Raw genomic sequence first — 23752 nt, forward strand, 5'->3', positions numbered from 1 at the left:
TCGCAGGCTAGGCCAGTACCTGCCTCATCTGCACCAACGCCACCCGCTTCCCATCCGGCGCCTGGCGTTCTTCGATGCCGAACGGCACAAAACCGAGCTGTGGATAAAGCAGCAACCCCGCCGTGTTGTGATTGAAGCACGACACCCAAATCTCTCGCGCCGCGAACTGTTCGCGGGCCAGCTCGATCATGGCGGTTACCAGGTAGCTCGCCACCCCATGGCCCCGCGCAGCTGGCGCCACCACCACGTTGCCCAGGGCGCACACGCCGCCGTGCTCGGCTTTGTAGAAGTTGGCAAAGCCCAGCACCATGCCACCGCCTTGCACCACCGTAGAGCCGTTGCGCTGGGCGATGGCGTCGGTCAATTGCACGGGGGTTAGGGGGTAGGTGGCTTTGGGGAACATGTAGAACAGTTCGTCCGGGCCCTGGGGGAAGCAGCAGATGGCGGGGATGTCGCTGGGTTGAACAGGGCGGTGGCTGAGGTGCATGGCAGGTCCTTTTGCAGTGCGTTGGCTGGCCGTTTGCGGCCAAGCCCCGCTCACAGGCTAGCACTGCCTCAGTAGGAGATCACCGCCGACTGCTCACGGCTTGGCCGCCACCGCCACAATCCCCTTGATCGCCGCAGGCGCATGAGGCTTGGCCTTGCGTGCCAGCAGGTACTGGAAGCGCCGCCATTCCTTGTCGATCTCGCTGTACGACATGAACACGCTGACACGCTCTTTATCGGCGAGGTCCGGGCGAGTGCGCGCATCGATCTCGTTCTTGGGGATGAACGCAATGTTGATACCCACCACCTGGCCATCATCGGCGAACACTGGCCCGCCAGACATGCCCTTGACCATCGGGCCGTCGTGCAGCGAATAGAAGACACTGCCCGGCGTACCTTCAAGGCGCACCAGCGACGGTAATGCATGGCCCTTGCCCTGCACGGGAATCATCAGGCTGTTGAAGCCGACCGCCGTCACCGACTCACCCGGTACGTATTGCCGCCAATGCGGCACCTCGCTGGCCTTGTGCTTGAAGAACACCACATCGCCGAGGCCCTCATGGACCACGTTACGCAAGAAGGGGGTGTGTTTGGCGGTCACTGCGTAGTCTTCGTTCCACTGGATGGCGCTGGCCATCAGCAACAGCGGCAGCGGCGCACCTGAGGTGACCACGAAAGCCTGGCTGTAGACGGGATCGGAGACGTAGGACGTTGGCACTCCATTGCACCCACTCAGCAGCATCATTGCTGCCAGACAGGGCACGGTTGTTTTCATGTGTCACACAGTCGTGGAGAAATGGGGGCGCAAATATGGCTAAGAGCCATCATGCTGGCAATACTTTGTGCATATATCCGACGAGTGACATCTTAAGTAGGGGGGAGGGTAATGGCCAATAGATTCCCGGCATGGCTGCAGGGCTGACAGTCAGGCGTGCGGCGTCAATTTGCGGCGGCAGTCAGCTGATGCTGGAGCAGGACTGGCACAGTGAATCGCCATGGCGGGTAGGCCCACTTGAGCCGCCCTATGGGCGAGGTATTAACCTGTCTATCGAATGCCCAGACGCTTCAGCGCTGGTTACGGCACTGGAGGCGGGCGGGTAACCTGTGAGCGAGACGTGGAGAACGGCGCGTGCTTGCCGCGACTTTGAGTAGTGGATTTGAGATCGAGCGCCGCCCGCGCGGCGCTTCGCAGCACAAGGCTGCTCCTACAGTGGTTGCGGGCCAATTATTCCTGGGGCATGGGCGCGCGACCCTCTTGGCGCCTGCCTCAACATTGAGTTGCACGCACAAGGCAATCGCGCGTCGGCCTCACAGACGTGACTGGCCCGAAACAACTGTAGGAGCAGCCTTGTGCTGCGAAGCGCCGCGCGGGCGGCGCTCGTTCTGGAGAGCGCTGCAGATCTGAAGGCATGCACCTGTTAGCCACAGTGCAATGCCATGGCGCGTACCTGATGCCGACCCAGCCAAAATCCAGGCGAAAAAAAACCGACCATAAGGTCGGTTTTTTCCGGATTTTGGTGCCCCGAGGGAGACTCGAACTCCCACTCCTTTCGAAAACGGATTTTGAATCCGCCGCGTCTACCAATTCCGCCATCAGGGCAGTGGCGCGCAGTATAGAGAGGTGCTTCTGGTCGGTCAATCGGGTTTCATGGTCAATTTTCACACATTGGGCTAAACTTCCCGGCCCTGCCGAACCGAACATCATCATGCGCGTCGCCGATTTTTCCTTCGAACTCCCCGATTCCCTGATCGCCCGCCACCCTTTGGCCGAGCGCCATGGCAGCCGTCTGCTGGTCCTCGATGGGCCGAGCGGCGCCTTGGTACATCAGCAATTCACCGACCTGCTCGACTATCTGCGCCCCGGCGACCTGATGGTGTTCAACAACACCCGGGTGATCCCGGCGCGGTTGTTTGGGCAGAAAGCCTCCGGCGGCAAGCTGGAAGTGCTGGTCGAGCGTGTGCTCGACAGCCACCGGGTGCTGGCGCACGTACGCTCCAGCAAGGCACCCAAGGTCGGTGCGCAGATTCTCATCGATGGCGGTGGCGAGGCCGAAATGGTCGCGCGCCACGACACGCTGTTCGAGCTGCGCTTCACCGAAGAGGTATTGCCCCTGCTTGAGCGCGTCGGGCACATGCCGCTGCCACCCTACATCGACCGCCCCGACGAAGGCGCCGACCGTGAGCGTTACCAGACCGTCTACGCCGAGCGTGCCGGTGCTGTAGCCGCACCCACGGCCGGCCTGCACTTCGACGAAGCGCTGCTGGAAAAGATCGCCGCCAAGGGCGTGGAGCGGGCCTTCGTGACCCTGCACGTCGGCGCGGGCACCTTCCAGCCGGTGCGGGTCGACAAGATCGAAGACCACCACATGCATAAAGAGTGGCTCGAAGTGAGCCAGGATGTGGTGGATGCTGTCCAAGCCTGCCGTGCCCGTGGCGGGCGCGTGGTTGCCGTGGGCACCACCAGCGTGCGTTCGCTGGAAAGCGCTGCGCGCGATGGCGTGCTCAAGGCCTTCAGCGGCGATACCGATATTTTCATCTACCCAGGCCGCCCGTTCCATGTGGTCGACGCCCTGGTCACCAATTTCCACCTGCCGGAGTCCACGCTGCTGATGCTGGTCTCGGCCTTCGCCGGCTACCCCGAAACCATGGCCGCCTATGCGGCGGCGGTTCAAGAAGGGTACCGCTTCTTCAGTTACGGTGATGCCATGTTCATCACCCGCAATCCGGCGCCACGCGGGCCCGAGGATCAAGCATGAGTCGCACCTGTCGAATGTCCTTCGAACTGCTGGCCACCGACGGCAAGGCCCGTCGTGGTCGCATCACCTTCCCCCGCGGCACCGTGGAAACCCCGGCGTTCATGCCGGTCGGCACCTATGGCACGGTCAAAGGCATGCTGCCGCGCGACATCGAGGCCATTGGCGCCGAGATGATCCTCGGCAACACCTTCCACCTGTGGCTGCGCCCGGGTACCGAGGTGATCAAGAAGCACAACGGCCTGCACGATTTCATGCAATGGAAAGGCCCGATCCTCACCGACTCCGGTGGCTTCCAGGTATTCAGCCTGGGCGCGATGCGCAAGATCAAAGAGGAAGGCGTGACCTTCGCCTCGCCCGTCGACGGCTCCAAGGTGTTCATGGGCCCTGAAGAGTCCATGCAGGTTCAGCGTGACCTGGGCTCGGACGTGGTGATGATCTTCGACGAGTGCACGCCATACCCGGCCGAGCACGATGTGGCGCGCACCTCCATGGAGCTGTCGCTGCGTTGGGCCCAGCGCTCGAAAAACGCCCACGCCGACAACACCGCGGCACTGTTCGGCATCGTCCAGGGCGGCATGTATCAGGACCTGCGCATGCGCTCGCTGGAAGGCCTGGAAAACATCGGTTTCGACGGCCTGGCCATCGGTGGCCTGTCGGTGGGTGAGCCCAAGCACGAGATGATCAAGGTGCTGGATTACCTGCCAGATCAGATGCCCGCTGACAAACCTCGTTACCTTATGGGGGTAGGCAAACCGGAAGATCTCGTTGAGGGTGTGCGCCGCGGCGTCGACATGTTCGACTGCGTGATGCCGACGCGTAACGCGCGCAACGGCCATCTGTTCGTCGATACAGGGGTGATCAAGATCCGCAACGCGTTCCATCGCCACGATGAATCGCCTCTGGATCCGACCTGTGATTGCTACACCTGCACCAACTTCTCCCGCGCGTATCTCCACCACTTGGACAAATGCGGCGAAATGTTGAGCAGCATGCTGAATACCATCCACAACTTGCGCCATTACCAGCGCTTGATGGCCGGTTTACGCGAGGCTATTCAACAGGGTAAATTGGCCGCCTTTGTCGACGCCTTCTACGCCAAACGCGGGCTGCCTGTGCCGCCTTTGGGCTGACTGTCAGCACTAAAATATTAAAATTCAGTAATGGAGTGCCTCATGAGCTTTCTGATTCCCGCCGCTTACGCGGACGCAGCTGCACCAGCCGCCGGCCCAGCCGGTACCGGTTTTGAATGGATCTTCCTGGTCGGCTTCCTGGTCATCTTCTACCTGATGATCTGGCGTCCACAGGCCAAGCGCGCCAAAGAGCAGAAAAACCTGCTGGGCAACTTGCAGAAAGGTGACGAAGTTGTCACCAACGGCGGCATCGCCGGCAAAATCGTCAAAGTTACCGATGACTTCGTGGTGCTGGAAGTGTCCGACACCGTCGAGCTGAAGTTCCAGAAGGGCGCCATCGCCGCGACCCTGCCAAAAGGTACGCTCAAGGCTATCTGAGTTACCGGTTTTATTTTTCCAGTCGGGGCGCGCAACGCGCCCCGCGTCTTGAACGGGCGGCGTGATGCTGAACAAATACCCTCTGTGGAAATACGCACTGATCTTGCTGGTACTGGCGATCGGTTTTATTTATTCCGCTCCCAACCTCTACCCGGATGACCCGGCGGTGCAAGTCAGTGGTGCCAGTTCGGCGCTGCAGGTAAGCCAGGCCGACCTCGATCGCGTCACCAAGGCGCTGACCGATGCCGGTATTACCGTCAAGGGCGGCAGCCTGGGTGAGAAGGGCAGTGCGCTGATTCGCCTGACCAACCAGGAAGACCAGCTTCCAGCCAAGGATGTAGTGCGCAAGGCACTGGGCGATGATTACGTCGTGGCCCTGAACCTGGCACAAACCACTCCGCAATGGCTGCGCAACCTGGGTGCAAGCCCGATGAAACTGGGCCTGGATCTGTCCGGTGGTGTGCACTTCCTGTTGGAAGTGGACATGGACAAGGCCATGAGCGCCCGCATGAAGGTCTATGAAGGCGAGGTCAAAACCCTCCTGCGCAAAGAGCGCATCCGCTACCGCAGCCTGCCTCAGCAGGATGGCGGCATCATGCTGGGCTTCTCTGACGATGCAACCCGCGAGCAGGCACGTGCCCTGATCCGCAAGAATTTCAGTGATTTCGACCTGACCGCCACCGAGCGTAATGACCTCGCTGTGCTGCGTCTGGCGCTGACTCAGGCGAAAGTCGCCGAGATCCGCGAATACTCGATCAAGCAGAACCTGACCACCGTCCGCAACCGTGTCAACGAGCTGGGCGTGGCCGAGCCGCTGGTTCAGCGCCAAGGTGCCAACCGTATCGTGGTCGAGCTGCCAGGCGTGCAGGACACTGCCGAAGCCAAGCGTATCCTCGGCAAGACGGCCAACCTGGAGTTCCGCTTCGGTGCCGAGCCGGGTGCGTCCAAGGCGACCACCGAGGTCTTCGAGTTCCGTGAGGGCGGCCGTTCCGCCCCGGTCGAGCGTGGCCTGATCATCACCGGTGACCAGGTCACCGACGCCCAGGCCAGCTTCGACGAGCATGGCCGTCCGCAAGTGAACATCCGCCTGGATGGCCACGGCGGCGAGCTGATGAGCCGCGCCACGCGCAGCAACGTCGGCCGCAGCATGGCGGTGATCTTCATCGAGCAGAAGCCTGTCACTCGCTACGTCAAGCAGACGGTCGACGGCGTCGAGAAGGAAGTGCCGGTACAGAGCTTCCAGGAAGAGAAAAAGATCATCAGCCTGGCGACCATCCAGTCGCCACTGGGCAGCCAGTTCCGTATCACCGGCCTGAATGGCCAGGGCGAATCCTCCGAGCTGGCACTGCTGCTGCGTGCCGGTGGTCTGGCCGCGCCGATGTACTTCGCTGAAGAACGTACCATTGGCCCAAGCCTGGGTGCGGACAACATCACCAAGGGTATCGATGCGTCGCTGTGGGGCATGCTGTTCGTCTCGCTGTTCATCATCGCCATCTACCGCGGCTTCGGCGTGATCGCTACCGTCGCCCTGGCGGGCAACATGGTGCTGCTGCTGGCGCTGATGTCGCTGCTGGGTGCAACCCTGACCCTGCCGGGTATTGCCGGTATCGTGTTGACCATGGGTATGGCGGTAGACGCCAACGTGCTGATCTTCTCGCGTATCCGTGAGGAGCTCAAAGCCGGCATGTCGGTGCAGCGCGCCATTCACGAAGGTTTCAACCGCGCCTATACCGCGATCATCGACGCCAACCTGACCAGCCTGCTGGTCGGCGGCATCCTGTTCGCCATGGGTACCGGCCCGGTCAAGGGCTTTGCGGTCACCATGTCCCTCGGGATTTTCACCTCGATGTTCACCGCCGTCATGGTGACCCGCGCTATGGTCAACCTGACCTGTGGCGGGCGTGACATCAAGAAGCTGTGGGTTTGAGGGAGCTGCGATGAAAACCATCAACTTCATGGGCGTGCGCAATGTCGCGTTCGCCATCACTGTGCTCCTCACCGTCCTGGCGTTGTTCAGCTGGTGGCAGAAGGGCCTGAACTTCGGCTTGGACTTCACCGGCGGTACGCTGATCGAGCTGACCTACGAGCGCCCGGCCGACCTCAAGGCGGTACGTGCCGAGCTGGTCGAGTCCGGTTTCCACGAGGCTGTGGTGCAGAGCTTCGGCGCTACCACCGACCTGCTGGTGCGTATGCCGGGCGATGACCCGCAGCTGGGCAGCAAGGTTGCCGAGGCGCTGCAGAAGGCCGGCGGTGACAACCCGGCTACGCTCAAGCGCGTCGAGTTCGTTGGCCCGCAGGTGGGTGAAGAGCTGCGTGACCAGGGTGGCATGGGCATGCTCCTGGCCCTGGGCGGCATCCTTATCTACCTGGCCTTCCGCTTCCAGTGGAAGTTCGCCGTGGGCGCGATCATCTCGCTGATCCACGACGTGGTGGTGACGCTGGGTATTCTGTCGTTCTTCCAGATCACCTTCGACCTGACGGTATTGGCGGCGGTGCTGGCGATCATCGGTTACTCGCTCAACGACACCATCGTCGTATTCGACCGGGTGCGTGAGAACTTCCGCGTGATGCGCAAGGCGTCGCTGATCGAGAACATCAACGTCTCGACCACCCAGACCCTGCTGCGTACCATCGCCACCTCGGTGTCGACCTTGCTGGCCATTGCTGCGCTGCTGTTCTTTGGTGGTGACAACCTGTTCGGCTTCTCGCTGGCGCTGTTCATCGGTGTCATGGCCGGTACCTACTCGTCGATCTACATCGCCAACGTGGTACTGATCTGGCTGAACCTGAACAGTGAAGACCTGATTCCGCCAGCCAAGGCTGAGGGTGTGGACGAGCGTCCGTAAGGGTTTTTCCTACGCCGTTTGGCGAATCAAGAGGCGCGAGTATTGAACTCGCGCCTTTTTTTTTGCTCCAAGGCAGGGAGAAGGCGGGCCAAGTCCCGCGGGTATGATCAGGAGGTTCACGTGAATAAATCAATGCTGGTGGGTGCGGTGCTGGGTGCTGTCGGTGTAACTGCCGGAGGTGCTGTGGCGACCTACAGCTTGGTGAACAAAGGGCCTGAGTACGCCCAGGTCACCGACGTGCAGCCAATCAAGCAGCAGGTGAAGACGCCGCGAGAGGTCTGCAAGGATGTCACTGTGACGCGTCAGGCGCCGGTCAAGGACCAGCACCAGATCGCAGGTACGGTGGTGGGTGCGCTGGCCGGCGGCCTGCTGGGTAACCAGATCGGTGGCGGTACCGGCAAGAAGATCGCTACCGTGGCCGGTGCGGTCGGTGGTGGTTATGCCGGTAACAAAGTGCAGGAAGGCATGCAAGAGCGTGATACCTACACCACGACGCAAACCCGCTGCAATACAGTCCACGACATCAGCGACAAGGTCGTTGGGTATAACGTGAAGTACACCATTGGTGATCAGGTGGGGCAGGTGAAGATGGACCACGAGCCTGGTTCGACCATTCCCGTGGACAAGAATGGCAAGCTGATCCTCAGCGAGAATCAGGCCGGGCAGTGATCGCCCTCTGCTGAAATCCGTTGTACCTGTTGAAAGATCTTGTATCTGCTGAAATTCCTTGTAGGAGCAGCCTTGTGCTGCGAAGAGGCCAGTGAAAACACCACAGATCTACTGTGTATTCACCGGCCTCTTCGCAGCACAAGGCTGCTCCTACAGTTGACCTTTTCTTCGCAGCGCAAGGCTGCTCCTACATCACTGGGTGAGCGGCTAGCAGCTTGCGAAGCCTGACGCGGTCCGGCTTGCCGGTGGGGGTCAAGGGTATTCGCTCGAGCACTGTGACGCTGGCATTGATCCCCAGCCGGTCCAGCCCGCCGCTCAGCTCATTCAACCGCTCCTGGGCATCAGCAATGTTGGCCTGCACCACCACCTGGGCGCGTCGACGATCCTGCTCGTCGACCAGCATCACCACCCGTTCGAACTTCATGGCCTGTGCAATCTGCGCTTCGAGGGCTGGTGCGAACTGGGTACCTTGTTTCGTCAGCAGGGCATCGGTCGCACGCCCCATGGGCATCAGGCTGCCGTCGGCCAGGCGCCGGGCGATATCGCCGGTGGCGTAGGCCTGGTCCTCGCAGGGAATGGGGGGAGGTGGGAAGTAGCCCGAGCCGCGGTGTGCGGAGCGCGCGATGATTTCGCCGACCTCCGGTTGTGCAGGGTCCAAGGCTTTCAGTGTGACCTCGACATCACCCACCGGGCGCATGCCGCAACCCACCTGCAGCCCAGGCGCGAAGTTGGCCAAGACCATGCCAAATTCCGTCGAACCATAGATCCGCTTCAGGTGCACGCCCAAGTGGCGTTCGCACTCCAGCACCACATGATCATCCAGGTAGGCCCCACCACAAAACGGTTTGCTCAGTGCCGGCAGGCGAATGCCGCGGCTTTGCGCGGCCTGGGCCAGCTCCAGGTACTGTGACGGCAACGCGCTCATCACGCTGATGCGTTGTTCGTGCAGGGTTTGCAGGGTGTTCTCGACCTGGGTGGCATCGCCCAGGTACAGCGTGGCGCCGGTCAGCAAGGCCGGGAACACATGCAGGTCCACCGCATGTCCGCCATCGAGGGTGTGGATGCTCAAGTAGCGCGCGCTGGCATCGAGGCCAGCGCTATCGACCCAGTGCATGATTTCTCGGTACAGCCTGTCCTGGCGCCACAGTGCAAGTTTGGGAGCCCCGGTGCTGCCGGATGTTTCCTGCATGCGCATCAAGCCGGCGCAGTCACGCCAGGCGGGTGTCTTGAGGTTGACAGGTGTCGGCGAGTGCAAGGTAAAGCCAGGGATGCCCAGGCCCGCCGGCACGATGCCGGCTTCGGTCACCAGCAGGGCGGCACCGACCTGGCCCAGGCGCATAGCGCGCTGGTGGATGCTGCTGGCCACGCTTACAGGGCAATGAATCAGCCCCAGGCTGGCCATGGCGAACAACAGTGCAACATAACCGCTACTGTTGCCCAGTTGGGTGGCAACCACGTCGCCTTCGCGCAGGCCTGCGGCGTGCAGCCTGGCGCGCAATTGATCGATGTCATGCAGCAGTTCGCCGTAGCTGCGGGTCTTGCCATGGCTGTCGACGATCGCCGGGTGGTCGCGATGGCGTGCAACCATGCTAAAGAACTGTTGCTGGAACATGCAGGGGTCTCCTTGAGGGGCAGCCGAACTACAGCTTCAGGTGTCTTCCCTTGCCGTCCATGTGCAAAGCGGTGCAGCCTGCCGGATGCAGGCTGGTGCCACGCTAGTTAATAGGCTGCGCGCGCCGCCTGGTACCTCCCAGAACAGGGAGGTTGTGGTGCGCCTGGCTGTTTTATTACTGTCTTCGACCGCCTGCGTCGGATGGGTATCTCGTCGGCGGGCACTATTCGCACGTTGATTTCAAAGTGCCACGTAACTATCTTATCGACCCACCTGAATGAGGGAGTCGATATTCCCTCGCGTGTCGTCTCGCCATGAGACCACCGTCAAACGGTGCCTACGAGGAAGGGAATGGCCCTACTGGTAATGGATGAGCTGCTGAAACTCGGCGAAATGGAGCGCTTTGAGGACTGGCTGGCTCACCTGAAACTCCTGACCCGCAAGCTGGGTTACTCGAACTTTCTGATCGGCCTCAAACCTGCCCCCACGGACGCTTGTCAGCAGGTGCTGATCTACAGTGATTACCCCGATGCCTGGCGTACGCGTTACGACGCCGAGTCTTACGCGGCAGTCGATCCGGTCGTTCAGCATTGCCTGAACGCCAACCGGCCACTGCTGTGGAACCGCGAGAACTATCGGGGCCCCTCAGAATCGGAATTCTTCGAAGAAGCCGCAGCGCACGGGTTGCAGCAAGGGCTGGCGCTGCCCCTGCATGGCCCGCGGGGCGAGGCGGGCATGCTGTGCCTCAAGCCGGATGAGAGCGGCGAGCAGGCGACTGCTGCAATGATCCAGTCCTTGCCCATGGCAACCCTGCTGCGCGATTACGCGATGGAAGGGATGCTCAGGGCGCGCATTGAATGCTCGGAACCTGTGCACCTGACCACCCGGGAGAAAGAGGTGCTGCAGTGGAGCGCGGCGGGCAAGACCACCTGGGAAATCTCGATGATCCTGTCGTGCACGACCTCGGCCATCGACTTCCACTTCAAGAACATCCGCCGCAAGTTCCAGGTCAGCTCACGCCAGATGGCCGTGCTCAAGGCCATCCAGCAGAAGTCGATCACGCCCTGAGTATCACTGTGGGCGTTGGGCCAGGTCGCTCTCCTCGAGACGGCCGCTGAGGTACAGGCGCAGCAGAATGTACACCGGCGCAGGCACTTGGCTGGTGCATTCGATGCGGCTGGCACAGGCCTGGCTGATGCCAAAGCGCGACCAGAACTCGGTCTGGCTCTGCTTGAGGCCCAGGCGCAGGCTGATGGCTTGATGGGCGACCTCGCGTACGGCGGAGGTATTGAGTAGCTTCATCCGGAATCCATCCTGCAAAAGCCGAAAAATTAACAAGCCCGAGTAACTTCGGCCACCTCCCAAATTAGGTAGGATTTTATTTATTCAGCGTGAATATACCGTGGGCGGCAACTCCAACCCCTGCCGGTATTTGCCTCTATGCTTATCTCCATTGATCGCCGCACTAACATCGACCCGCAAGCGCTGAATGCCATGCACAAACTTCGGGCGCGTATTTTCAAGGTTAAGAAGATGTGGGACATCCCACTGATCAATGACATGGAAATCGACGGGTATGATGCGCTCGACCCCTATTACATGATTATCAACCGCGATGACGAGGCGGGTTATGTGTGTGGCTGCTGGCGCATACTGCCGACGACCGGCCCTAACATGCTGGCGCACACCTTCCCAGAGCTGCTGCATGGGCACCCAGCGCCGTGCTCCGACGCGATCTGGGAGCTGAGCCGCTTCGCCATCGAGCTACCGGACGGCAACCGGTTCGGCTTCTCCCAGGGCACCACGCAAGCGATTCATGCCATCGTCAACTACGCCATCAGTTGTGAGGTGAAGCAGTTCGTCACGGTGACCACGGTGGGCGTCGAGAAGATGTTGATTCGCCTGGGCCTGGATATCAGTCGTTTCGGGCCGGCATTGCAAATTGGCGTTGAACGCGCGGTGGCACTGCGCATTGAATTGAATGATAAAACCACGGCGGCCTTGGAAGCGGCAATCAATAGCAACTGCCATTGAATAGATGCCGGGTGTATTCACGCTGACTTGCCATCAAGTTGTATGCCCTCGCCATGCACAGCACACTTATAGTGCCCATAAAAAAAGCACCCCGAGGGGTGCTTTTCTAATACAGCCAGCGCTTAGCGCTTCATGCTCTCTGGCAGGTGCGGCTGAATAGCCGTCAATACTGCTTTGAAGCACTTGATGTTGCCGGCGACGATGTGGCCTTTGTCGAGGAAGTCGTGGCCACCGTTGAAGTCGCTTACCAGGCCGCCTGCTTCTTGAATCAGCAGTACGCCTGCAGCCATGTCCCACTCGGCCAGGCCCGACTCCCAGAAGGCATCGAAGCGGCCGGCGGCGACGTAGGCCAGGTCCAGGCTGGCGGAACCTGCGCGGCGGATGCCGGCGGTCTGGCCAGTCAGGGCGCGGAACATGCCCAGGTAGTTGTCCAGGTCGGCCATCTGGTTGTCACGGAACGGGAAGCCGGTACCCAGCAGCGCGCCTTCCAGGCTGGTGCGCGAGCTGACGCGCAGGCGACGGCCATTGAGCTGGGCGCCACGGCCACGGCTGGCGGTGAATTCTTCCTGGCGAACCGGGTCGAGTACCACGGCGTGCTCGAGGCGACCACGGTATTTGCAGGCGATGCTGACGGCGAAGTGAGGGATACCGCGCAGGAAGTTGGTGGTGCCGTCCAGCGGATCGATGATCCACAGGTAGTCCTTGCCTTCTTCGCCGGTGCCTGCGTGCATGCCGGTCTCTTCACCCTGGATGGAGTGGTTAGGGTAGGCTTTGCGCAGGGCGTCGACGATTTTCTGCTCGGCGGCGCGATCGACTTCGGAAACGTAGTCCTTGGCCTCTTTCTCATCGACCTTGATGCTATCCAGGCGTTCGATGGAGCGGAAAATCAGTTCACTGGCGCTGCGAGCGGCGCGCAGGGCGATATTCAGCATAGGCTGCATGGGCGGGTCACCTGGAGATGTTAAAGAAGAAAGCCGATCATTCTAGCAGAAATCTTTGACGGCAGAAGTGTCACATTTGCTTTCATGGCGTTACGTCCGTCGGTTCTGTAAGATCGAAGGCCCTGATATCAGCCTCTGAGAGCACAACACCGTGCTGCAAAATATTCGTGTTGTTCTGGTCAATACCAGCCACCCCGGCAACATCGGCGGCGCTGCACGTGCCATGAAAAACATGGGCTTGTCGCGCCTGGTGCTGGTACAGCCGAAAGAGTTCCCTGCGGCCGAAGCCAGTGCGCGTGCCTCCGGTGCCGACGATGTGCTGAGCAATGCCCAGGTCGTCGACAGCCTTGAGCAGGCGCTGGTCGGCTGTAACCTGGTCATGGGCACCAGTGCCCGCGAGCGCAGTATCCCTTGGCCGCTGATCGGCCCTCGCGAATGCGGGGCCAAGGCCGTGGAGCATGCGCTGGGCGGCGAGGAAATCGCCTTGGTGTTCGGGCGTGAGCACGCCGGCCTGACCAACGAAGAACTGCAGCGATGTCACTTCCACGTGCACATTCCCTCGAACCCCGACTTCAGCTCGCTGAATCTGGCCGCCGCTGTCCAGGTGCTCTCTTATGAGGTGCGCATGGCTTGGCTGGCGGCCGAGGATGCGCCGGCCAAAGTCGAGAAGGTCGACGCCAGCGAGCTGGCGACCATGGATGAAATGGAGCTGTTCTATGACCACCTGGAAAAGACCCTGGTGGACATCGGCTTCCTTGACCCCGAGAAGCCCAAGCACCTGATGGCGCGCCTGCGCCGGTTGTATGGGCGAAGCTCGGTCGAGCGTCCGGAAATGAGCATTTTGCGCGGCATCCTCACCGAGACCCAGAAAGTGGCTCGGGGTGAACCGCATAAAAGGAAGGGCTGACAGATGTTCGAACGTCTGCGAGAAGATATTCAAAGCGTATTCCACCGTGACCCCGCCGCGCGCAATGCCTTCGAGGTGCTGACCTGCTACCCGGGCATGCACGCCATCTGGCTGCACCGCTTGGGTAATGCCTTGTGGAAACGTGATTTCAAATGGCTGGCCCGGCTGGTGTCCAACTTCGGCCGCTGGATGACCGGGATCGAGATCCACCCCGGCGCCACCATTGGCCGCCGCTTCTTCATTGACCACGGCATGGGCATCGTCATCGGCGAGACTGCTGAGATTGGCGATGATGTCACCCTTTACCAGGGCGTCACCCTGGGCGGCACCAGTTGGAACAAAGGCAAGCGTCACCCAACTCTGGAAAACGGCGTGGTAGTAGGGGCGGGGGCCAAGGTACTGGGCCCGTTCACTGTCGGCGCCGGGGCCAAGATCGGCTCCAATGCGGTGGTGACCAAGGCCGTGCCGGCGGGGGCGACTGCCGTCGGCATCCCGGGGCGTATTATCATCAAGAGCGAAGAGACTGAAGTCGAAGCCCGGCGCAAGGCCATGGCCGAGAAGATCGGCTTCGATGCCTACGGCGTCAGTGGCGATATGCCTGACCCCGTCGCGCGTGCCATCGGGCAGATGCTCGACCACCTGCAAGCGGTCGATGAGCGCCTGGAGGGCATGTGCGGTGCGCTGACCAAGATGGGTAGCGACTACTGCGCCAAGGAGTTGCCGGCGCTGCCGGAAGATGACTTCACCGAAGTTGCCCAGGTCGCCCAGCGCGACACTCAGTCGCATTGATCGCGCCGCGCTGAAATCATAGTGACATACGGGGCGTGTGCGCACGCCCCTCGTCTGCTACAATCGCGGCCGCCTCCCGATGCAAAACCCGACTAAAGCAGTAGGTCTTATAGTTGACTTAAATGCTCGGGAATCGCATACTCGCTCACATCCTGTAACTCCCGTGGTACCCAATAGCCATGCGACTGACTACCAAAGGCCGATACGCCGTGACAGCCATGCTTGACCTGGCGTTGCACGCGCAGCATGGGCCGGTGTCTTTGGCCGACATTTCCGAGCGCCAGGGCATTTCCCTCTCTTATCTGGAGCAGCTGTTCGCCAAGCTGCGCCGCAGCAGCCTGGTATCCAGTGTGCGCGGCCCAGGCGGTGGCTATCAGCTGTCGCGGGGCATGGAAACCATCCAGGTGGCCCAGGTCATCGACGCGGTCAACGAATCGGTCGATGCCACCCGTTGCCAGGGCCTTGGGGATTGCCATGCCGGTGACACCTGCCTGACCCACCACTTGTGGTGCGATCTCAGCCAGCAGATCCATGAATTCCTCAGCGGCATCAGCCTGGCCGACCTCGTCAAGCGCCGCGAGGTGCAGGAAGTCGCCCAGCGCCAGGACCTGCGTCGTGTCGCAGGCCGATCCGCCCAGTTGGACAAGATTGAGACGTCCGCCGTCGACTGACCGTTATAACAGTGACGAGCGACGCCACCGCCTGATAGGAGATATCCATGAAGTTGCCGATCTACCTTGATTACTCCGCGACCACCCCGGTCGATCCCCGCGTTGCCCAGAAGATGGCTGACTGCCTGCTGGTCGACGGGAACTTCGGTAACCCGGCTTCGCGCTCCCACGTATTCGGCTGGAAAGCCGAAGAAGCGGTCGAGAACGGTCGTCGCCAGGTCGCCGAGCTGATCAACGCCGATCCGCGCGAAATCGTCTGGACCAGCGGTGCCACCGAGTCCGACAACCTCGCACTCAAAGGTGTCGCGCACTTCTATCAGACCAAGGGCAAGCACATCATCACCTCCAAGATCGAGCACAAGGCGGTCCTGGATACCGCTCGCCAGCTCGAGCGTGAAGGTTTCGAAGTCACCTACCTCGAGCCAGGCGAAGACGGCATCGTCACCCCGGCCATGGTCGAAGCCGTGCTGCGCGACGACACCATTCTGGTCTCGCTGATGCACGTCAACAACGAAGTCGGCTCGATCAACGACATCGCCGCCATCGGTGAGCTGACCCGCGCCCGCGGTGTGCTGTTCCACGTCGATGCCGCCCAGTCGGCCGGCAAGGTCGAAATCGACCTGCAAAAGCTGAAAGTCGACCTGATGTCGTTCTCGGCGCACAAGGTCTACGGCCCTAAAGGTATCGGCGCGCTGTACGTCAGCCGCAAGCCGCGTGTGCGTCTGGAAGCGATCATCCACGGTGGTGGCCATGAGCGCGGCATGCGTTCGGGCACCTTGCCGACTCACCAGATCGTCGGCATGGGCGAAGCCTTCGCCATTGCCAAGCAGGAAATGGCCAGCGAGAACGCTCGCATCAAGGCCCTGAGCGACCGCTTCTTCAAGCAGGTCTCGGACCTTGAAGAGCTGTACGTCAACGGCAGCCAGACTGCCCGCGTACCGCACAACCTGAACCTGAGCTTCAACTACGTCGAAGGCGAGTCGCTGCTGATGTCCCTGAAAGACATCGCCGTATCGTCCGGTTCGGCCTGTACCTCCGCTTCGCTCGAGCCGTCGTATGTACTGCGTGCTCTGGGCCGTAACGACGAGCTGGCGCACAGCTCGATCCGCTTCTCCTTCGGCCGCTTCACCACCGAAGAAGAAGTCGACTACGCCGCGCAGAAAGTCTGCGAGGCCGTTAACAAACTGCGTGAGCTGTCGCCGCTGTGGGACATGTACAAAGACGGCGTTGACATCTCCAAGATCGAGTGGGCCGCCCACTAAGCAGTCGCCGGCAAGAGCGGCTCCCTGATGAGGAAGGAATTGCACCATGGCATACAGTGAAAAGGTCATCGACCACTACGAAAACCCGCGCAACGTCGGCAAGATGAATGCCGAAGACCCGGACGTCGGTACCGGCATGGTCGGCGCGCCGGCCTGCGGTGACGTGATGCGTCTGCAGATCAAGGTCAACGAGCAGGGCGTCATCGAAGACGCCAAGTTCAAGACCTACGGCTGCGGTTCGGCTATCGCTTCCAGCTCCCTCGCCACCGAGTGGATGAAGGGCAAGACCCTGGACGAAGCCGAAACCATCAAGAACACCCAGCTGGCTGAAGAACTGGCGTTGCCGCCGGTCAAGATCCACTGCTCGGTACTCGCCGAAGATGCCATCAAGGCAGCCGTTCGCGATTACAAGCAGAAGAAAGGCTTGATCTAAGTCGCCTGTTGCGAGGTAAGGAGTTCTGATGGCTATCAGCATGACAGAAGCCGCCGCCAACCATGTGCGGCGTTCCCTGGAAGGGCGCGGCAAGGGTGAAGGCATTCGCCTGGCCGTACGCACCACTGGCTGTTCGGGCCTGGCCTATGTGCTGGAGTTCGTCGACGAAGTGGCGGGCGAAGACCAGGTATTCGAGAACCACGGCGTGAAGGTCATCATCGACCCGAAAAGCCTGGTGTACCTCGATGGCACCGAGCTCGACTTCGTCAAGGAAGGGTTGAACGAAGGCTTCAAGTTCAACAACCCCAACGTGCGCGGTGAGTGTGGCTGCGGCGAAAGCTTCAACGTCTGAGGCTGGCTGTGGGTACTCCTTGTCATTACGCTCTGTTTGATCTCCAGCCGTGCTTCCGGCTGGACCTCGACAAGCTGGCCACTCGCTACCGCGAGCTGGCCCGCGAGGTCCATCCTGACCGTTTTGCCGACGCTTCCGAGCGCGAGCAGCGGGTAGCCCTGGAGAAGTCCGCGGCCCTCAACGATGCCTACCAGACGCTGCGCAGTGCGCCGCGCCGAGCCCGCTACTTGCTGGCAATCGGTGGCCACGAAGTGCCCCAGGAAGTCACGGTCCATGACCCCGACTTCCTGCTGCAGCAGATGCAGTGGCGCGAAGAGCTCGAAGAGCTGCAGGACGAAGCCGACCTCGATGGTGTTGCCGTGTTCAAGAAGCGCCTCAAGGGTGCGCAGGACACGCTGAACGAGGATTTCGCCGCCTGCTGGGATGTGCCTGACGAGCGCGAGAAGGCTGAACGCCTGATGCGCCGCATGCAGTTCCTCGACAAGCTCGCCCAAGAAGTGCGCCAACTGGAAGAGCGCCTCGACGATTAACCCGGCGTTGCCCGTGATGACGCCTAAGGTATTCAGATAAGCATGGCCCTACTGCAGATCGCCGAACCCGGTCAAAGCCCTCAGCCGCACCAGCGCCGCCTGGCGGTGGGTATCGACCTGGGTACCACCAATTCTCTGGTCGCTGCCGTTCGCAGCGGTCGCAGCGAGCCCCTGCCTGATGTGCAGGGTAATGTCATTTTGCCGTCTGCGGTGCGCTACCTCGAAGGGCGCAGCGAAGTCGGGCAGGCTGCGCGCGATGCCGCTTCCAGCGACCCTTTGAACACCGTGCTGTCGGTAAAGCGCCTGATGGGGCGCGGCCTGGCCGACGTCAAGCAGCTGGGCGAGCAGCTGCCGTACCGCTTTATTGGCGGTGAGTCGCACATGCCGTTCATCGACACCGTCCAAGGGCCGAAAAGCCCGGTGGAAGTGTCCGCCGACATCCTCAAGGTGCTGCGCGAACGCGCCGAGCAAACCCTCGGTGGCGACCTGGTGGGGGCGGTGATCACCGTGCCAGCCTATTTCGACGATGCCCAGCGCCAAGCGACCAAGGATGCCGCGCGTCTTGCTGGCCTCAATGTCTTGCGCCTGCTCAACGAGCCGACCGCAGCGGCCGTGGCTTATGGCCTGGACCAAAACGCCGAAGGCGTGGTGGCCATTTATGACCTGGGTGGGGGGACTTTCGATATCTCCATCCTGCGCCTGACGGCCGGCGTCTTCGAAGTCCTGGCCACCGGTGGCGATACCGCTCTGGGTGGCGATGACTTCGACCACGCCATTGCCGGTTGGATCATTGAACAGGCTGGGCTGTCTTCCGACCTCGACCCGGGTACCCAGCGCCAGCTGCTGCAGGCCGCCTGCGCCGCCAAGGAAGCCCTGACCGACGCCGACGTGGTCAGCGTCAGCCACGGTGCCTGGCAGGGCGAGCTCAGCCGGGCCGCCTTTGATGCCATGATCGAGCCGCTGGTCGCTCGCAGCCTCAAAGCCTGCCGCCGCGCCGTGCGTGACAGCGGTGTCGAGCTGGAAGAGGTAGGTGCAGTGGTCATGGTCGGTGGTTCGACCCGCGTTCCACGCGTGCGTGACGCTGTTGGCACACTGTTCGGCCGTACCCCGTTGACTTCGATCGACCCTGACCAGGTGGTGGCCATCGGTGCTGCCATTCAGGCCGACACCCTGGCTGGCAACCGCCGCGAAGGTGGCGAGCTGCTGCTGCTCGACGTCATCCCACTGTCCCTGGGCCTTGAGACCATGGGCGGGTTGATGGAGAAGGTGATCCCGCGCAACACCACCATTCCGGTGGCGCGTGCGCAAGAGTTCACCACCTATAAAGATGGCCAGTCGGCCATGATGATTCATGTTCTGCAGGGTGAGCGCGAGCTGATCAGCGATTGCCGCTCGCTGGCACGCTTCGAGCTGCGCGGCATCCCGGCCATGGTCGCCGGTGCGGCGAAAATCCGCGTGACCTTCCAGGTCGATGCCGATGGCCTGCTCAGCGTCGCTGCCCGCGAGCTGGGCTCGGGCGTCGAAGCCAGCATTCAGGTCAAGCCGTCCTACGGCCTGACCGACGGCGAGATCGCCCGCATGCTCAAAGATTCGTTCGAGCACGCAGGCAGCGACAAGCAGGCCCGTCAGCTGCGTGAACACCAGGTTGACGGTGAGCGCCTGCTCGAAGCGGTACAGGGCGCCCTGGACGCCGATGGCGAGCGCCTGCTCAGCAGCGAAGAACGCGAAGCCATCGAATTCCAGATGCAAGAACTACGTGATTTGCTGACCGGCACCGATGGCCCCGCCATCGAGCAACAGACCAAGCGTCTGTCGCAGGTGACCGATGCATTTGCCGCCCGTCGCCTTGATTCGACGGTCAAAGCCGCACTGGCCGGGCGCAACCTGAATGAGATCGAGGAGTAACCGATGCCGCTGGTGACATTCCTGCCGCACGAGAAGTTTTGCCCGGAAGGGCTGACCGTGGAGGTCGAGCCTGGGACCAACATCCTGGAGCTGGCCCACGAGCATCACATCGAAATGGAAAGCGCTTGCGGTGGGGTCAAGGCCTGCACCACCTGTCACTGTATTGTTCGCAAAGGTTTCGACTCGCTGGAAGAAGCGGACGAGCTAGAAGAGGACATGCTGGACAAGGCCTGGGGCCTGGAGGCCCAGTCGCGCCTCGGCTGCCAGGTGGTCGTCGCCGACCAGGACCTGACCATCGAGATCCCCAAGTATTCGCTTAACCACGCTGCTGAAGCGCCCCACTGAGGATTTTTGCATGAGTCTGAAATGGGTTGATGTACTTGAGATCGCCATCCAGCTTGCAGAAAGCAAGCCGGACGTCGATCCTCGTTATGTGAATTTCGTCGATCTGCACCGCTGGGTGCTGGCATTGCCAGAGTTCAGCGACGATCCGTCACGCGGCGGTGAGAAAGTGCTCGAGGCCATCCAGGCGGCCTGGATTGATGAAGCCGACTAAGCGCGTCGCTGCAGGTTAGGCAATCCCCTGAAACCCGCGTATAATTCGCGGGTTTAATTTTTCGCAACACTCATATTTCTGGAGTTTTCCATGGCTGTTCAACGTACTTTCTCGATCATCAAGCCTGACGCAGTTGCCAAAAACGTCATCGGCAAGATCACCACTCGCTTCGAAGAAGCTGGCCTGAAAATCGTTGCCTCGAAAATCAAGCAACTGTCCAAAGCCGAAGCCGAAGGCTTCTACGCTGAGCACAGCGAGCGCGGCTTCTTCGGCGACCTGGTTGCCTTCATGACTTCCGGCCCGGTTGTTGTTCAGGTTCTGGAAGGCGAAAACGCCATCGCTCTGAACCGTGAGCTGATGGGCGCTACCAACCCTAAAGAAGCTGCTGCCGGCACCATCCGTGCTGACTTCGCCGAGTCGATCGACGCCAACGCCGTTCACGGTTCGGACTCCGAAGCTGCTGCTGCTCGCGAAATCGCTTACTTCTTCGCTGCTACCGAGGTAACCACTCGCTAAGCGAAAGCTTACGGGTGAGGGTGAATCCATGACGACATCTACTGGCAAAATCAACCTGTTGGGCCTGACCCAGCCGGAAATGGAACAATTCTTCGACTCTATTGGGGAGAAGCGCTTCCGTGCCGGCCAGGTGATGAAATGGATTCACCATTTTGGCGTCGATGATTTCGCCGCCATGACGAACGTCGGCAAGGCCTTGCGCGAAAAGCTCGAGGCTGTTGCCGAAATTCGCCCACCGGAAGTGGTCAGTGAAGACATTTCCGCCGACGGCACCCGTAAATGGGTGATCCGCGTTGCCTCTGGCAGCTGCGTCGAGACCGTCTACATTCCTACCGACGATCGCGGCACGCTGTGCGTATCGTCGCAAGCCGGCTGCGCCCTGGACTGCAGTTTCTGCTCCACCGGCAAGCAAGGCTTCAACAGCAACCTCACCGCCGCCGAAGTGATTGGCCAGGTGTGGCTTGCCAACAAATCTTTCGGGACCGTCCCGGCCAAAGTCGACCGCGCGATTACCAACGTGGTCATGATGGGCATGGGCGAGCCTCTGCTGAATTTCGACAATGTCATCGCCGCCATGAAGATCATGATGGATGATCTGGGTTATGGCATTTCCAAGCGTCGCGTCACCTTGTCCACCTCGGGCGTGGTGCCGATGATCGACGAACTGGCCAAGCACATCGACGTGTCGCTGGCCCTGTCGCTGCACGCGCCGAACGACGAGCTGCGTAACCAGCTGGTGCCGATCAACAAGAAGTACCCGCTGAAGGTGCTGCTGGAGTCGTGCATGGGCTACATGGCCACCCTGGGTGGCAAGCGCGTACTGACGGTTGAGTACACCCTGCTCAAGGACGTCAACGACCAGCCTGAGCATGCCGCGCAGATGATCGAACTGCTGCGCGACGTGCCCTGCAAGATCAACCTGATCCCGTTCAACCCGTTCCCGCATTCCGGTTACGAGCGGCCGAGCAACAACGCCATCCGCCGCTTCCAGGACCTGCTCCATCACGGTGGTTTCAACGTCACCACCCGTACCACCCGTGGCGAAGACATTGACGCCGCCTGTGGTCAGCTGGTCGGCCAGGTCAACGACCGCACCCGCCGCAGTGAGCGCTACATCGCTGTGCGCCAGCTCTCTGCCGACGCCGAGCTGCAAGACAGCGCCGCGCGCCACTGACCGAGAACTCGCCATGAGCCTGCGCGCCGCGCTGTCGATCCTTGCGCTTTTGCTGCTGGCCGGCTGCGTGTCGGGCGGCGCGGGTGACCCGCTGGCCAGCCGCCAAGGGCGGCAAGAGGCGGGCAGGGCGTATGTGCAGTTGGGGCTTGGCTATTTGCAACAAGGCTTGACTGAACAGGCGAAGGCCCCGCTGGGCAAGGCGCTTGCCCTGGACGCCAGCGATGCCGGCGCGCATGCCGCGCTGGCGCTGGTGTTTCAGGCTGAAGGTGAGCCGGCCCTGGCCGAGCAGCACTTTCAAAAAGCCCTGCAGGCACGCCCTGGCGATACGCGAATTCGCAACAATTACGGCAGTTTCCTTTATGCTCAGGGGCGATTTGCCGAGGCCAAGCAGATGTTTCGCCTGGCCAGTGCCGATACCCTGTATCCTGAACGCTCACGCGTGTACGAGAACCTTGGCTTGACCGCCCTGAAGCTCGAGCGTCGAGACCAGGCGCACGCCTATCTGCTCAAAGCGTTGCAACTCAACCCACGGCAACCCAAGGCGTTGCTGGAAATGGCTGAGTTGTCCTACGAAAACAGGCATTATGTGCCGTCCCTGGACTACTACGATCGTTTCAGCCAGTTGAGCGACCACGACGCCCGTAGCCTCCTGCTGGGCAGCCGCCTTGCCCGGGTGTTCGACGAGCAGGGCACATTGGCCAATTTGGGCCAGCAATTACAACGACTTTATCCCGGTACGCCGGAATATCAGCAATACCTGTCGGAGCAACGATGAACGCCGCGCATCCCGAAGTAGCCGTAGCGCCTGGCCAGAACCCCGGTGAGCTTTTGCGTCAGGCCCGTGAGAAGCGGGACTGGTCACAAGCCGAGGTGGCCCGCAAGCTCAACCTCACTGTCAGTTCGTTGAACCACGTTGAAACCGGCGCCTTCGACAAGTTGCCCGGGCACACGTTCGCCCGTGGCTATATCCGCGCCTACGCCAAACTGATGGACCTGGACCAAGCCACGCTGGTCGAGGCCTTCGACCGTTACACTGGCACCCACGCCAAAGGCAGCGAAGTGCATTCGCTGGGCCGCATCGAAGAGCCTGTACGCCTCTCGCACAACATCCTGCGCGGCGTCAGCCTGTTGCTGCTGGTGGCGGTAGTCGGTGGCGGCTTCGTCTGGTGGCAGGACCAAGGCAGCCTGCGTGGTAAGGACCTGGCCAAGATCGCCTTGGAGCACGTCGAAGTCGAGAGCGCCGACGGCACCACGCAGATTCACCCGCTGGACGAGCCTGAAGACCAGGCCGTGAGCGCAGGCCAGCAACCCGAGAGCGCCCCGTTGCCGCTGGAGCAGCCTGCGGGTGAACAGTCGGCCGCCGCTGCCGAGCAAGCCCCCGCCAGCGCTGCGCAGACCCTTGCCGCAACCGTAACACCAGCCCCCGCTCAGCAGCCCCAAGCGGCAACCGCAGCCACTGCGCCAACACCCGCGCCTGCTCCGGCAGCGCCGGCTGCCACCGCGCCCGTGACTGCCGCGCCCGCTGCCACTGTGCCCGCCGCGCCTGTCGCAGTGCCGGCCGGTAGCGCCAGTGTCTCGATTCAGTTCAGCGCCAATTGCTGGACCCAAGTCAACGACGGCAATGGCAAGGTGCTGTTCAGCGGCGTCAAGCGCAAGGGCGACAACCTCGAGCTGACCGGCAAGCCGCCGTTCGCGGTACGCCTGGGCTTTGCCCGTGGCGCGCAGGTCAGCTACAACGGCCAGGCCGTCGATGTTGCTCCGTTTACAAGTGGCGAGACTGCTCGCCTGAAGTTGGGACAGTAAGT

At 61.5% G+C, this 23752-nt stretch carries 27 protein-coding genes, 1 tRNA gene and 1 pseudogene; 23 read left to right on the forward strand and 6 right to left on the reverse strand.

Going from position 1 to position 23752, the window contains the following annotated elements:
• Positions 1–7 precede the first annotated feature (7 nt).
• Together LOY53_RS04315 and LOY53_RS04320 are read right to left on the reverse strand one after the other, a co-directional pair.
• Positions 8–487, reverse strand: coding sequence for a GNAT family N-acetyltransferase (locus LOY53_RS04315; protein ID WP_085272634.1), 480 nt, complete (start codon positions 485–487; stop codon positions 8–10).
• A gap of 93 nt (positions 488–580) precedes the next feature.
• Positions 581–1228: a trypsin-like peptidase domain-containing protein gene (locus LOY53_RS04320; RefSeq protein ID WP_027595527.1), complete on the reverse strand. Its 648-nt coding sequence runs from the start codon at positions 1226–1228 to the stop codon at positions 581–583.
• Between the two features lie 206 nt (positions 1229–1434).
• Between LOY53_RS04320 and LOY53_RS04325 the strand changes: the two are divergent.
• Positions 1435–1584, forward strand: a pseudogene (locus LOY53_RS04325) (VOC family protein); the annotation flags it as partial.
• A gap of 417 nt (positions 1585–2001) precedes the next feature.
• Here the strand turns inward: LOY53_RS04325 and LOY53_RS04330 are convergent.
• A tRNA-Leu gene (locus LOY53_RS04330) sits at positions 2002–2086 on the reverse strand.
• Positions 2087–2192: 106 nt separating this feature from the next.
• Here LOY53_RS04330 and queA point away from each other — a divergent pair.
• The 6 genes from queA to LOY53_RS04360 all read left to right on the forward strand — a co-directional run bounded on the left by queA (position 2193) and on the right by LOY53_RS04360 (position 8265).
• Entirely contained in the window at positions 2193–3242 is a 1050-nt protein-coding gene (queA, locus tag LOY53_RS04335; protein ID WP_027595528.1) for a tRNA preQ1(34) S-adenosylmethionine ribosyltransferase-isomerase QueA, read from the forward strand.
• Positions 3243–3256: 14 nt separating this feature from the next.
• Complete coding sequence (tgt, locus tag LOY53_RS04340; protein WP_077068621.1) at positions 3257–4372, forward strand: tRNA guanosine(34) transglycosylase Tgt; 1116 nt, start codon at positions 3257–3259, stop codon at positions 4370–4372.
• 42 nt (positions 4373–4414) lie between these two features.
• Positions 4415–4750, forward strand: coding sequence for a preprotein translocase subunit YajC (gene yajC, locus LOY53_RS04345; RefSeq protein ID WP_027595530.1), 336 nt, complete (start codon positions 4415–4417; stop codon positions 4748–4750).
• 64 nt (positions 4751–4814) lie between these two features.
• Entirely contained in the window at positions 4815–6677 is a 1863-nt protein-coding gene (gene secD / locus LOY53_RS04350; protein WP_027595531.1) for a protein translocase subunit SecD, read from the forward strand.
• Between the two features lie 10 nt (positions 6678–6687).
• Positions 6688–7596, forward strand: a complete 909-nt coding sequence (gene secF, locus LOY53_RS04355) for a protein translocase subunit SecF (RefSeq protein WP_027595532.1) — start codon at positions 6688–6690, stop codon at positions 7594–7596.
• Between the two features lie 120 nt (positions 7597–7716).
• Positions 7717–8265, forward strand: coding sequence for a glycine zipper 2TM domain-containing protein (locus LOY53_RS04360; RefSeq protein WP_027595533.1), 549 nt, complete (start codon positions 7717–7719; stop codon positions 8263–8265).
• Between the two features lie 187 nt (positions 8266–8452).
• Here LOY53_RS04360 and LOY53_RS04365 read toward each other — a convergent pair whose 3' ends face one another.
• Positions 8453–9877: a class I adenylate-forming enzyme family protein gene (locus LOY53_RS04365; protein ID WP_258703643.1), complete on the reverse strand. Its 1425-nt coding sequence runs from the start codon at positions 9875–9877 to the stop codon at positions 8453–8455.
• A 351-nt stretch (positions 9878–10228) separates the two neighbouring features.
• Here LOY53_RS04365 and LOY53_RS04370 point away from each other — a divergent pair, with 351 nt between their 5' ends.
• The gene (locus tag LOY53_RS04370; protein WP_033694291.1) at positions 10229–10945 is read left to right on the forward strand and encodes a LuxR family transcriptional regulator; all 717 of its coding nucleotides are present in this window, start codon (positions 10229–10231) and stop codon (positions 10943–10945) included.
• A 3-nt stretch (positions 10946–10948) separates the two neighbouring features.
• Here the strand turns inward: LOY53_RS04370 and LOY53_RS04375 are convergent, their stop codons facing one another.
• Positions 10949–11179, reverse strand: coding sequence for a hypothetical protein (locus LOY53_RS04375; protein ID WP_027595536.1), 231 nt, complete (start codon positions 11177–11179; stop codon positions 10949–10951).
• Between the two features lie 138 nt (positions 11180–11317).
• On the opposite strand from LOY53_RS04375, the gene LOY53_RS04380 reads away from it, so the two are divergent.
• Positions 11318–11911: an acyl-homoserine-lactone synthase gene (locus LOY53_RS04380; RefSeq protein WP_099428370.1), complete on the forward strand. Its 594-nt coding sequence runs from the start codon at positions 11318–11320 to the stop codon at positions 11909–11911.
• Positions 11912–12033: 122 nt separating this feature from the next.
• Here the strand turns inward: LOY53_RS04380 and suhB are convergent, their stop codons facing one another.
• Positions 12034–12852 (reverse strand): inositol-phosphate phosphatase, encoded by an 819-nt coding sequence (gene suhB, locus LOY53_RS04385; protein WP_027595538.1) that lies wholly within the window; start codon positions 12850–12852, stop codon positions 12034–12036.
• 151 nt (positions 12853–13003) lie between these two features.
• On the opposite strand from suhB, the gene trmJ reads away from it, so the two are divergent.
• From trmJ to LOY53_RS04455, 14 genes are all read left to right on the forward strand, one after another.
• Complete coding sequence (trmJ, locus tag LOY53_RS04390; protein WP_027595539.1) at positions 13004–13759, forward strand: tRNA (cytosine(32)/uridine(32)-2'-O)-methyltransferase TrmJ; 756 nt, start codon at positions 13004–13006, stop codon at positions 13757–13759.
• A 3-nt stretch (positions 13760–13762) separates the two neighbouring features.
• On the forward strand, positions 13763–14548 hold the full coding sequence (cysE, locus tag LOY53_RS04395; RefSeq protein ID WP_252826740.1) for a serine O-acetyltransferase: 786 nt from the start codon (positions 13763–13765) through the stop codon (positions 14546–14548).
• Positions 14549–14727: 179 nt separating this feature from the next.
• A complete protein-coding gene (iscR, locus tag LOY53_RS04400) occupies positions 14728–15219 on the forward strand; it encodes a Fe-S cluster assembly transcriptional regulator IscR (RefSeq protein ID WP_027595541.1) in 492 nt (163 codons plus the stop codon).
• 47 nt (positions 15220–15266) lie between these two features.
• Complete coding sequence (locus LOY53_RS04405; RefSeq protein WP_027595542.1) at positions 15267–16481, forward strand: IscS subfamily cysteine desulfurase; 1215 nt, start codon at positions 15267–15269, stop codon at positions 16479–16481.
• Positions 16482–16527: 46 nt separating this feature from the next.
• The gene (gene iscU, locus LOY53_RS04410) at positions 16528–16914 is read left to right on the forward strand and encodes a Fe-S cluster assembly scaffold IscU (protein WP_003248539.1); all 387 of its coding nucleotides are present in this window, start codon (positions 16528–16530) and stop codon (positions 16912–16914) included.
• A 28-nt stretch (positions 16915–16942) separates the two neighbouring features.
• Positions 16943–17266: an iron-sulfur cluster assembly protein IscA gene (gene iscA / locus LOY53_RS04415; RefSeq protein WP_027595543.1), complete on the forward strand. Its 324-nt coding sequence runs from the start codon at positions 16943–16945 to the stop codon at positions 17264–17266.
• 8 nt (positions 17267–17274) lie between these two features.
• Positions 17275–17796, forward strand: coding sequence for a co-chaperone HscB (hscB, locus tag LOY53_RS04420; protein ID WP_258703644.1), 522 nt, complete (start codon positions 17275–17277; stop codon positions 17794–17796).
• A 42-nt stretch (positions 17797–17838) separates the two neighbouring features.
• Positions 17839–19701: a Fe-S protein assembly chaperone HscA gene (gene hscA / locus LOY53_RS04425; RefSeq protein ID WP_099452961.1), complete on the forward strand. Its 1863-nt coding sequence runs from the start codon at positions 17839–17841 to the stop codon at positions 19699–19701.
• Positions 19702–19704: 3 nt separating this feature from the next.
• Entirely contained in the window at positions 19705–20046 is a 342-nt protein-coding gene (fdx, locus tag LOY53_RS04430; protein WP_027595546.1) for an ISC system 2Fe-2S type ferredoxin, read from the forward strand.
• Positions 20047–20056: 10 nt separating this feature from the next.
• Complete coding sequence (iscX, locus tag LOY53_RS04435; RefSeq protein ID WP_024762959.1) at positions 20057–20257, forward strand: Fe-S cluster assembly protein IscX; 201 nt, start codon at positions 20057–20059, stop codon at positions 20255–20257.
• Between the two features lie 90 nt (positions 20258–20347).
• A complete protein-coding gene (ndk, locus tag LOY53_RS04440; protein ID WP_012316140.1) occupies positions 20348–20773 on the forward strand; it encodes a nucleoside-diphosphate kinase in 426 nt (141 codons plus the stop codon).
• Between the two features lie 28 nt (positions 20774–20801).
• Positions 20802–21947, forward strand: coding sequence for a 23S rRNA (adenine(2503)-C(2))-methyltransferase RlmN (rlmN, locus tag LOY53_RS04445; protein ID WP_027595547.1), 1146 nt, complete (start codon positions 20802–20804; stop codon positions 21945–21947).
• A 13-nt stretch (positions 21948–21960) separates the two neighbouring features.
• The gene (pilW, locus tag LOY53_RS04450) at positions 21961–22722 is read left to right on the forward strand and encodes a type IV pilus biogenesis/stability protein PilW (protein WP_252826741.1); all 762 of its coding nucleotides are present in this window, start codon (positions 21961–21963) and stop codon (positions 22720–22722) included.
• Positions 22719–23750, forward strand: coding sequence for a RodZ domain-containing protein (locus LOY53_RS04455; protein WP_252826742.1), 1032 nt, complete (start codon positions 22719–22721; stop codon positions 23748–23750). Before pilW ends, LOY53_RS04455 begins: the two co-directional genes overlap by 4 nt.
• The last annotated feature ends 2 nt before the right edge of the window (positions 23751–23752 follow it).

The sequence above is a fragment of the Pseudomonas sp. B21-031 genome (assembly GCF_024748985.1).
Lineage (GTDB): Bacteria > Pseudomonadota > Gammaproteobacteria > Pseudomonadales > Pseudomonadaceae > Aquipseudomonas > Aquipseudomonas kermanshahensis.

Excerpts from the sequence above, each read along its gene's own strand:
- LOY53_RS04405 (WP_027595542.1), top strand. The coding sequence starts at position 15,267 with ATGAAGTTGCCGATCTACCTTGATTACTCCGCGACCACCCCGGTCGAT.
- secD (WP_027595531.1), top strand. The coding sequence starts at position 4,815 with ATGCTGAACAAATACCCTCTGTGGAAATACGCACTGATCTTGCTGGTA.
- ndk (WP_012316140.1), top strand. The coding sequence starts at position 20,348 with ATGGCTGTTCAACGTACTTTCTCGATCATCAAGCCTGACGCAGTTGCC.
- LOY53_RS04320 (WP_027595527.1), bottom strand. The coding sequence starts at position 1,228 with ATGCTGCTGAGTGGGTGCAATGGAGTGCCAACGTCCTACGTCTCCGAT.
- pilW (WP_252826741.1), top strand. The coding sequence starts at position 21,961 with ATGAGCCTGCGCGCCGCGCTGTCGATCCTTGCGCTTTTGCTGCTGGCC.
- suhB (WP_027595538.1), bottom strand. The coding sequence starts at position 12,852 with ATGCAGCCTATGCTGAATATCGCCCTGCGCGCCGCTCGCAGCGCCAGT.
- LOY53_RS04315 (WP_085272634.1), bottom strand. The coding sequence starts at position 487 with ATGCACCTCAGCCACCGCCCTGTTCAACCCAGCGACATCCCCGCCATC.
- secF (WP_027595532.1), top strand. The coding sequence starts at position 6,688 with ATGAAAACCATCAACTTCATGGGCGTGCGCAATGTCGCGTTCGCCATC.
- LOY53_RS04455 (WP_252826742.1), top strand. The coding sequence starts at position 22,719 with ATGAACGCCGCGCATCCCGAAGTAGCCGTAGCGCCTGGCCAGAACCCC.
- LOY53_RS04365 (WP_258703643.1), bottom strand. The coding sequence starts at position 9,877 with ATGTTCCAGCAACAGTTCTTTAGCATGGTTGCACGCCATCGCGACCAC.
- iscA (WP_027595543.1), top strand. The coding sequence starts at position 16,943 with ATGGCTATCAGCATGACAGAAGCCGCCGCCAACCATGTGCGGCGTTCC.
- LOY53_RS04380 (WP_099428370.1), top strand. The coding sequence starts at position 11,318 with ATGCTTATCTCCATTGATCGCCGCACTAACATCGACCCGCAAGCGCTG.
- LOY53_RS04375 (WP_027595536.1), bottom strand. The coding sequence starts at position 11,179 with ATGAAGCTACTCAATACCTCCGCCGTACGCGAGGTCGCCCATCAAGCC.
- LOY53_RS04370 (WP_033694291.1), top strand. The coding sequence starts at position 10,229 with ATGGCCCTACTGGTAATGGATGAGCTGCTGAAACTCGGCGAAATGGAG.
- queA (WP_027595528.1), top strand. The coding sequence starts at position 2,193 with ATGCGCGTCGCCGATTTTTCCTTCGAACTCCCCGATTCCCTGATCGCC.
- iscU (WP_003248539.1), top strand. The coding sequence starts at position 16,528 with ATGGCATACAGTGAAAAGGTCATCGACCACTACGAAAACCCGCGCAAC.
- fdx (WP_027595546.1), top strand. The coding sequence starts at position 19,705 with ATGCCGCTGGTGACATTCCTGCCGCACGAGAAGTTTTGCCCGGAAGGG.
- rlmN (WP_027595547.1), top strand. The coding sequence starts at position 20,802 with ATGACGACATCTACTGGCAAAATCAACCTGTTGGGCCTGACCCAGCCG.
- hscA (WP_099452961.1), top strand. The coding sequence starts at position 17,839 with ATGGCCCTACTGCAGATCGCCGAACCCGGTCAAAGCCCTCAGCCGCAC.
- tgt (WP_077068621.1), top strand. The coding sequence starts at position 3,257 with ATGTCCTTCGAACTGCTGGCCACCGACGGCAAGGCCCGTCGTGGTCGC.
- yajC (WP_027595530.1), top strand. The coding sequence starts at position 4,415 with ATGAGCTTTCTGATTCCCGCCGCTTACGCGGACGCAGCTGCACCAGCC.
- iscR (WP_027595541.1), top strand. The coding sequence starts at position 14,728 with ATGCGACTGACTACCAAAGGCCGATACGCCGTGACAGCCATGCTTGAC.
- iscX (WP_024762959.1), top strand. The coding sequence starts at position 20,057 with ATGAGTCTGAAATGGGTTGATGTACTTGAGATCGCCATCCAGCTTGCA.
- cysE (WP_252826740.1), top strand. The coding sequence starts at position 13,763 with ATGTTCGAACGTCTGCGAGAAGATATTCAAAGCGTATTCCACCGTGAC.